The organism is Pseudomonas sp. EL_65y_Pfl1_R83 (genome assembly GCF_963970695.1).
Classification (GTDB): Bacteria; Pseudomonadota; Gammaproteobacteria; order Pseudomonadales; family Pseudomonadaceae; genus Aquipseudomonas; species Aquipseudomonas tritici.
In genome coordinates, this window is the sequence record NZ_CAXAQI010000486.1 from 1 (window position 1) to 435 (window position 435).

Below are 435 nucleotides of genomic sequence, written 5' to 3' on the forward strand. Positions count from 1 at the left end.
CGGTTTGCCCGTTGGGTTGGGTGAGGCCGATGAGGCGGTGTTGGCAGTCGTAGCGGTATTCGGTGACTAGCTGGTGGCCTTTGCCGCGACGCTCGCGGATCAGGTTGCCGAAGGCGTCGTAGTCGTAATGGCGGTCGCCTTGGATCATTAGGCGGTTGCCGGCGACGATGTCTGGGCCGGGGCGGTCTTGCATGAGCAGGTTGCCGGCCGGATCGTGGCCGAAACGTTCGTGCTCGCCTTGGGAGTGGTCGGCGCGGGTGAGGCGGCTTAGCGGGTCGTAGTGGTAGTGGTGTTCGCCTTTGCGGGTGTCGAGGAGGCGGGTGAGGTTGCCGGATTTGTCGTAGTCGTAGTGGCGGCGGTAAACAGTGCCTTCGGCATCGGCGATGCCTTGGTTGAACAGGCGCCCTTGGTCGTCGTGTTGGTAACTGCTGAGCA

At 63.4% G+C, this 435-nt stretch carries 1 pseudogene; it reads right to left on the minus strand.

Annotated elements, in window-relative coordinates:
* Positions 1-435: pseudogene (locus AACY08_RS29965) on the minus strand (RHS repeat domain-containing protein); the annotation flags it as partial.